At 62.2% G+C, this 7,072-nt stretch carries 6 protein-coding genes and 2 pseudogenes; 3 read left to right on the forward strand and 5 right to left on the reverse strand.

The genetic code is table 11. The annotated features are described in order from the left end of the window. From AC27VQ_RS03520 to AC27VQ_RS03535, 4 genes are all read right to left on the reverse strand, one after another. Positions 1-1,212 (reverse strand): trans-sulfuration enzyme family protein, encoded by a 1,212-nt coding sequence (locus AC27VQ_RS03520; RefSeq protein ID WP_488715229.1) that lies wholly within the window; start codon positions 1,210-1,212, stop codon positions 1-3. Positions 1,213-1,232: 20 nt separating this feature from the next. Further along, positions 1,233-2,069 (reverse strand): carbohydrate ABC transporter permease, encoded by an 837-nt coding sequence (locus AC27VQ_RS03525; RefSeq protein ID WP_056318616.1) that lies wholly within the window; start codon positions 2,067-2,069, stop codon positions 1,233-1,235. Beyond that, positions 2,066-2,959: a carbohydrate ABC transporter permease gene (locus tag AC27VQ_RS03530; protein ID WP_488715230.1), complete on the reverse strand. Its 894-nt coding sequence runs from the start codon at positions 2,957-2,959 to the stop codon at positions 2,066-2,068. Before AC27VQ_RS03530 ends, AC27VQ_RS03525 begins: the two co-directional genes overlap by 4 nt. 64 nt (positions 2,960-3,023) lie before the next feature. Then, the gene (locus AC27VQ_RS03535; RefSeq protein WP_313529590.1) at positions 3,024-4,277 is read right to left on the reverse strand and encodes an ABC transporter substrate-binding protein; all 1,254 of its coding nucleotides are present in this window, start codon (positions 4,275-4,277) and stop codon (positions 3,024-3,026) included. Positions 4,278-4,421: 144 nt separating this feature from the next. Between AC27VQ_RS03535 and AC27VQ_RS03540 the strand changes: the two genes are divergently transcribed. The 3 genes and pseudogenes from AC27VQ_RS03540 to AC27VQ_RS03550 all read left to right on the forward strand — a co-directional run. Beyond that, complete coding sequence (locus AC27VQ_RS03540) at positions 4,422-5,276, forward strand: MurR/RpiR family transcriptional regulator (RefSeq protein WP_313529592.1); 855 nt, start codon at positions 4,422-4,424, stop codon at positions 5,274-5,276. Between the two features lie 42 nt (positions 5,277-5,318). Then, entirely contained in the window at positions 5,319-5,975 is a 657-nt protein-coding gene (locus AC27VQ_RS03545; protein ID WP_488715231.1) for a phosphoribosylanthranilate isomerase, read from the forward strand. Positions 5,976-6,252: 277 nt separating this feature from the next. Beyond that, positions 6,253-6,411 (forward strand): annotated as a pseudogene (locus tag AC27VQ_RS03550) (transposase); the annotation flags it as partial. Positions 6,412-6,451: 40 nt separating this feature from the next. On the opposite strand, the pseudogene AC27VQ_RS03555 reads toward AC27VQ_RS03550, so the two are convergent. Continuing rightward, positions 6,452-7,072, reverse strand: a pseudogene (locus AC27VQ_RS03555) (ISNCY family transposase); the annotation flags it as partial.

Below are 7,072 nucleotides of genomic sequence, written 5' to 3' on the forward strand. Positions count from 1 at the left end.
TCAGAGATCGACGTGCATGAGGGCGATGGCCCGGTCAACGTCGGCGATGATGTCGTTGATATGCTCGATACCGACCGAGAAGCGCACGAGGCCGTCGACGACGCCCATCGCCTCGCGTTCCTGGCTCGGAATGTCGAGGAAGGCCATGGTGGCGGGCACCTGCGTGGTGGTGCGAAGGCCCCCGAGGCTGGCGGCGAAGCAGCAGAGCTGCAGGCGCTTGAGCAGGCGCACGCCGCAGGCCTCGTCATCGACCTGGAAGGACAGCATGGCGCCGCCACCGATGAGCTGTTCGGAAGCCGAGGCGTAGTTCGGGTGCGAGGGCAGGCCGGGATAGAAGACGCGCTTCACGGCCGGGTGGGCTTCAAGGTGCTTGGCGAGCGCCAGTGCATTGGCGCACTGCTTTTCGAGGCGCAACGCCAGCGTCTGCGCACCGCGCAGCAGGAGCCAGGCATTGAAGGGCGAGAGCGGCGCGCCGAGCTTGTTCAGCGTGTTCCAGCGCACGTCCTCCAGCCAATCCTTCGGCAGGAGATCGGATTTCAGCGTGATGACGCCGCCGACCGCGTCGTTGTGGCCGCCGATGAATTTGGTTGCGCTTTCCACTACGACGTCGACGCCGAAATCATGCGGGCGGCAGACGGCGGGGGAGGCGAAGGTGTTGTCGCAGATGACGACGATACCGCGCGCATGGGCGATCTCGACGAGTTTCTTCAGCGGCGGCACCTTCATCGTCGGATTGGCGATGGCCTCTACGTAGAGGACCTTCGTTTCGGGCGTGAAGGCGTTTTCGACGGCGCGCACGTCGGTGCAATCGACGAGGCTGACCTTGAGGCCGAAGTCCTGGGCGCGGTGATCGAAGAACTCATGGGTCGAGGAATAGGTGGTGAGGTCGGCGACGATATGATCGCCGGCCTTCATGATGCCGAAGAGGGCATGCGAGATGGCGGCCATGCCGGAAGCGGTGGCAAGGCAGCCGGTGCCGCCCGTGAGCTGAGCGATATGCTCCTCGAGCTTGTATTCCGTCGGGTTGCCGCAGCGCGAGTAGATGTTCACCTCCTTGCGCGCGCCGGCGACGATCTGGTCGTAGATGTCGCCGCCGTACTGGAAGTTCGCCGACATGTAGATCGGGTAGCTGATCGACTGGGAATGCTCTTCCGGCTCGTAGAAGACGGCGCGGCTGGCGAATTCGAGGGCTTTGGAAGGGGTGTCGGACATGGGCATTTCTCCTGGAAAGATCATTCCTTCACAGCGCCGCCGATGAGCGCGGCCGTGATCTGGCGTTCGAAAAAGACGAAGAGGATGAGGGGCGCGATGGCCGCCATCAGGATCGCCGCGAGCATGACCGGATAGTTGGTCACATGCTCGCCGACGAAATCGGTGAGGCCGACCGGCAACGTCTTGCGGGCGGGATTGTTGATGAAGACGACGGGGAAGAGGAAGTCGTTCCACACCCAGATCATGTTGACGATGCCGACGGTGAACATGGCGGGCCGGGCGATCGGCAAGGCGATTGTGCGGAAGATCATCCATTCGGAAGCGCCGTCGACGCGGCCGGCATCGAAGAGTTCGCGCGGCAGCGTGTTGAAGAAGGCTTGCATGATGAAAATCGAGACGGGCACGTTGAAGGCGGCGGTCGGCAGGATGACGCCGAGATGGGTATCGAGAAGGCCGGCGGTGCGCAGCATCACGACGAGCGGCACCAGCGCGACATAGGCGGGAATGGCCATCGCCGCCGTCAGCGACAGTTCCACCGCCGGCATCCAGCGCGGACGATAGACGGCGAGCGCATAGCCGGCAAGCGTCGAGACCAGCACCGTGATGATGGTCGCGCCAGCCATGATGATCAGCGAATTGACAGCGTAGCCGCCGAGCGCCCCGCCGCTCCAGGCGCCGACATAGGCGTCGAAATTCAGGCTCGTCGGGAAGGACCAGACGGACCGCATGAATTCCTTGTTGGTCTTGAAGGTGCTGTAGATCATCCAGACGAAGGGGAAGATCACCATCAGCACATGCAGCGTGAGGAGGGCGAGCACGACCGTGCTCGTGCGGTTCCAGCGGCGGACGGCGTTCATGCATCCCCCTTGCGGCGCAGGAACCGGAAGACGACCCAGGCGGCGAGCGCCGTCAGCACCATCTGAACGAAGCCGATGGTGGCGGCGTAACCCATCTGGAAGCTGCCGAAGCCCATCTTGTACAGATAGGTAGAGACGACCTCGCTGGCGTGGCTCGGTCCGCCATTGGTCAGCACGAAGACCAGCGAGAAGGTTTTCAGCGAGCCGATGATCGCGAGCAGCGAATTGGCGCGTACGGCATCCCACACCATCGGCACGGTGATGGAGAAGAATTTTCTGATATCGCCGGCCCCGTCAAGTTCGGCGGCCTCATAGACGCTTTCCGGTACGCTGCGCACGGCGGCGGTGAAGAGCAGCACGTAGAGGCCGAGATAGGTGAAACTCATCACCACGACGACGGCGAGGAAGGCGGTTTCGGATTCGCCCAGCCAGCCGCGCTTGAGGCTGTCGAGGCCGACAGCCTTCAGCGCCGCGTTCACCAGCCCGAAATAGGGATTGTACATGAAGCGCCAGAGCAGGCCGATGCAGATCTCGCTGACCATGACAGGCACGAGATAGAAGAACAGGAAGATGCGGCTGAAGGCCGGCACGATGCGCACCAGGCAATAGGCGATGGCGAGCGCGAGGAAGACCTGGAAGACGATGGCGGAGAGGGCGACCAGCAGATTGCGGCCGAGCGATGCCCAGAAGACGGGATCGGCGGCAAGCCTGAGAAAATTGCCGGCGCCGACGAAGATCGGGGCCGATGCGCCGTCCCATTCGAACATCGACAGCCAGCCGGCATAGACCACCGGATAGGCGACAAAGGCGAAGACGAAGATCAGGGCCGGCGCCAGGAAGAGCAGCGTCGCCCGATTGTGTCTTTTCGCTAGGCCGATGTCCGTGCTCATGATCCCGCCGGCGTCTGGAGATGTGCGCAGCCGCCGGAAGTCCGGCGGCTGCAACCTTGGGAGGCTATTTGTTTTCCTTCAGCGCGCCTTCGAGGCGCTTGGCGGCGTCGGCTGGCGTCACGGACCCATCCAGCGCGCCCTGGAGCGCAGTGTAATAGGTGTTGGTCGCAGCCGGGGGCATGGCCGTGTCATAGAAGGAATCGAGGTGGCCGGCGGCATTCATCAGGTCGTTGCTGATGCCGTAGAGAACGGGGCCGGCGGCCGCTTCCGTCGTGGCGCCCTTCACGGTTACCATCGTCTTGCGTAGCTCGACATACTTGGTCATCACCTCGGGCGAGGAGAGGAACTTCAGGAGCGTGACCGCATCGGCCTTGTTCTCGGCCTTTTCCGAAATGCCGAAGGAAGCGGCAACGCCCGCCAGCACGTCGGTCTGGTCGCCTGCGCCGCCTTCAACGGTCGGGAAGGCAAAGGTGCCGAGCTCGAAGCCTTCGGGCGCATCGGTCGAAGCGCCGATCTGCCAGGTGCCGTTGAGCAGGATCGCGGCCTGGCCGTTCAGGAAGAGCATGTTGGCTTCCTGGTCGCTCATGCCATTGAAGCCGGTCGGGAAATAGTCGTTCTTGGCGATCTCGGCGACTTTTTCGAAGGCTTTTTCGCCTTCCGGGCCGAGCGTGGCATTGGCATCGCCATTGACGAAGGAAGCGATGACGCCGGAACCCTTGAGGCGCATTTCCATGTACTGGAACCAGAAGGTGGCCGGCCAGGAATCCTTGTTGCCGAGCGCGAAGGGCACGATGCCGTCGGCCTTGATCTTCTCGGCGAGCGCCATCAGCTCGTCATAGGTCTTGGGAACCGTCCAGCCCTTTTCGGCAAACAGTGCCTTGTCGTACCAGAAGACGACGGAGTCGACGTCGACAGGCACGGCATAGGTGTGGCCGTCCTTGCTCGTCTGGGCGATGGCGCTTTCCAGGAAGCTTTCGCGCCAGCCATCCTTGGCGAGGTCCTGGTCAAGCGCGTACATCTGGCCACCCTTGACGAAGGCGTTCAGGAAGCCGCCGGGCAGGGTGTAGAAGACATCGGGCGGATTGCCGGAGGCCATCGCCGTGTTCAGCTTGGTCTTGTAGGCCGATTGTTCGGCGGCGACGACATCGAGCGTGATGTCGGGATGCTTCTTGGCGAAGGCATCCAGCGCGAAGTTGATGAAATCGACCTTGTCCTGCTGTCCGGCATAGGCGTGCCAGAAAGTAAGCTCGCCGGCCGTTGCCGGGAATGCTGTAAGCGCTAAGGATGCGCCTGCAATGAGAAGACGTTTCAGCTTCACGATTTCCTCCCCGAAAAGCTCATGCAGCCCTCCGGCTGCGTCTATGCAGTGATGCCACATCAAAAATGGCATGTCTATAGTGACACCACAACATGGCCATGCTAGCTTCATTTGCGAAAGCGTTCGCCAGCGAGAGAACCGTTCATGAATGTCGATCCGCGCGTTCCCGCAAGCCCGGCCAGCAGCCGGTTGCGCAGCGTCCTGCCGAAGCTGTCGGATTCGGAACGGCGCGTTGCGCTTTGGGTTCTCGACAATGTCGAGGCGACGATCCGCAACTCCATGTCGGCCATCGCCCAGGCGACCGACGTCAGCGACACCACGGTTTTGCGCATGTGTCGCACGGCCGGGTTCGAGGGGTTCACCGACCTCAAGCTCGCATTGGCGCAGGAGCCGCGCGGCGGACGTACCGAGACGGCGAGCGAGCCGGAAACGAGTGACCTCCTGGCCGCAAACCGCCTCTTCCGCGCCGTGGCGCAGGCGATCAGCGATACGCAGGGCGTGCTGAACGACGGCACCTTCGCCAGGGCGCTCGATCTGATCGCGGGTGCCCGCCACATCCTCGTCGGCGGCGTCGGCGGGTCCGGCATCGTCGCACAGGCCTTCTACCAGCGCTGCATCCGTCTTGGGTTGCGCTGCGACGCGCCGGTCGATTCTCAGCTTCAGATCATGCATTCGGCGCTGACCGGAGCGGATGATCTCGTTGTGGTCATCTCCTATTCGGGCATCACCAGTGACCCTGTCTTGGTGCTGCAGGAAGCCAGATCCCGCGGCGCGGCGACGCTGTGTATCACCGGCAACAGCGCCTCGCCGCTGGCGCGGCTAGCCGATGTCGTGCTCGTCAGCGTCTCCCACGAGCAGGGCAGCGAGCCGATGGCCGCACAGATCGCGCAGATGGCCCTTATAGACGCGCTTTATTCAGCGCTCGTAGCGCGCAATGCCGAACGCGCGCAACTCACCGAAGAGCGGATGGTCAACGCCATCCTTCCGAAATCCATCTAGTATTCAGACACAGGTAGTGCCGTGAAAGTCCAGATTTACACTATGCAGACCGTTTCCGAAGCCCTCGCCGCTGCTGCGGCCGGCGTCGATTATCTCGGTCTCACCCCGTCCAAGCGCGGTCTGCCGGGGGAGATCGACTTTGCGACGGCCCGCGAGATTGCCGATGCCCTCAAGGGCAAGGCACAGCGGGTTGCGCTTTCAGTCGAAAGCGATCTCGGCGCCATCGCCGACATGGTGGCGGCCGTCCAGCCGGACGTGCTGCACCTTTGCGGCAATATCTCGCTGGTAACGCCCGAGCAGGTAAAAGTGCTGCGGGAAAAACTCCTGCCGCTTTATCCTCAGCTGCGCATCTTGCAGGCCATTCCGATGACGGGGCCGGAGGCGCTCGACCATGCCGCAGCCTTCGAGCCCTATTCGGACCTCTTCATCCTCGATTCCGTCGCTGCCCATATCGGCGGCATCGGCGCGGCGGGCGTCACGCATGACTGGTCGCTGAGCCGCGAGATCGTCAAGCGCAGCAAGCTGCCGGTCATCCTTGCCGGCGGTCTCGGCCCGGACAACGTCGCGGCCGCAATCGCCGCCGTGCAGCCCTGGGCGGTGGATTCGCTGACGCACACCAACAAGCCGCTGCCGGAAGGCGGCTTCCGCAAGGATATCGACAAGATCGCCGCCTTCGTGAAGGCGGCAAGGGCGGCTTGAGCGCGGCGGGAGGTCCGTAAAGGTCGCCTCCGCGACCTTTACCCGGACCTTTCCGTTCAGCCTCAGGCTGTATTTGTCCGCATCGGCATGGCGGTGCCGGTGCGGACAACCGAACTGGCGAGTTCGGCTCTGCCTATGACGAAATCTACACTTTGGCTAGCGCTCGTTGAGCAACGCGGCAAAGTGAAAAGCGAGCGGACTCGCAAATTCAAGCACAGATACAAGCCCTGACGACCTTCCAGAATGGATTAGAGTTCGGCCCATTGAGAAATTGCCTATGAAGAAGCAGCGATTTACGGAAGAGCAGATCATTGCAGTGTTGAAGGAACAGGAGGCCTGAGCGAAAGCGACTGATCTTTGCCGTAGGCACGGGATTTCCGAAACGACCTTTTGCAACTGGAAAGCCAAATACGGCGGCAGGGAGGTGTCTGAGAGCCACCCCTTCGGCTTTAGCTTTGAGACTTTGCGATGACGGATTATTCCGCAGCATCAACTTGGGAAAGCGCCGTCTCGCGCCGCGCAATTACCGCCGGTTCGTTCACGAAATCCTTCCGACGACCAGGGGCCGCGAGTCCGTTTGACGTAACCGTTCTTGTCGCTGTTGGTCTTCACGTTCGGTGACGGCAACGGCTCCTGCCGCTCCTTGATATATGCCAGAACATCGCCGAGCCGCTTGTTCTCGGTGATCGCCGCATGCGTCACCCGCTGGTCCTTGTCAAAGACCCGGTAGGGCAGGAAATGACCTTTCCAGCGGACATCCAATCGACCATCCGCATAGGCATAGGTCTCGACCTAGCGCCCGACCAGTCCACGCGTCACCTCGTTCTCCTCGAGCATGATCCGCTGGCGCTCGAACGAAAACGTCAACTGGGCACCGATGTAACGCTGCTCACGTTTGCACAGGACGTCGCACAGCCGATCGGGGGCAAGATTCAACGGCTGGTGCAAGTCGTCAGGTCGGGCAGGGGTAATGGCAAACTGGCGGTTATGGCGCTCCATGAACTGAGGCAGGAAAGCGTTACCGTCGTCCATGCCGCAGACGCCCTTCAGACGCAGATCCCTCATCAAACGGTCCTGTAGTGTCCGGTTCATCCGTT

The sequence above is a fragment of the Shinella sp. 20P9.1.1 genome, assembly GCF_057798995.1.

Excerpts from the sequence above, each read along its gene's own strand:
- AC27VQ_RS03520 (WP_488715229.1), bottom strand. The coding sequence starts at position 1,212 with ATGTCCGACACCCCTTCCAAAGCCCTCGAATTCGCCAGCCGCGCCGTC.
- AC27VQ_RS03525 (WP_056318616.1), bottom strand. The coding sequence starts at position 2,069 with ATGAACGCCGTCCGCCGCTGGAACCGCACGAGCACGGTCGTGCTCGCC.
- AC27VQ_RS03530 (WP_488715230.1), bottom strand. The coding sequence starts at position 2,959 with ATGAGCACGGACATCGGCCTAGCGAAAAGACACAATCGGGCGACGCTG.
- AC27VQ_RS03540 (WP_313529592.1), top strand. The coding sequence starts at position 4,422 with ATGAATGTCGATCCGCGCGTTCCCGCAAGCCCGGCCAGCAGCCGGTTG.
- AC27VQ_RS03545 (WP_488715231.1), top strand. The coding sequence starts at position 5,319 with ATGCAGACCGTTTCCGAAGCCCTCGCCGCTGCTGCGGCCGGCGTCGAT.